This window comes from Streptomyces hirsutus, from assembly GCF_001418415.1.
Classification (GTDB): domain Bacteria; phylum Actinomycetota; class Actinomycetes; order Streptomycetales; family Streptomycetaceae; genus Streptomyces; species Streptomyces hirsutus.
The window spans coordinates 3,078-3,335 of record NZ_LIQT01000759.1 but is presented as its reverse complement, the minus strand read 5'-3'; positions in this window follow the sequence as shown (position 1 = coordinate 3,335).

Sequence of the window (258 nt, the reverse complement as noted above, 5' to 3'; positions counted from 1 at the left end):
GAGGGGGTGGGGCGGGTCTCGCGGGCCTGCCGGCGGCGCTGGTGGTTGATGTGGTGGCGGGTCGTCGACATCGTGCGGGTGTCCTCCTCGGTGCGGCGGCTGGCGCGTACGGACGTGGCCGGATCAGCCGGCCGAGGTGCCGCCCACGGGCGCCTGGCCCAGGGCGCTCAGCTTCCAGCGGCCCTCGGTCCGGGTGAGTTCGCCGAGCATGCGGCTGTCCTTGTCGGTCTTCGCGCCGTCGGCCGCCTCGACGGTGAC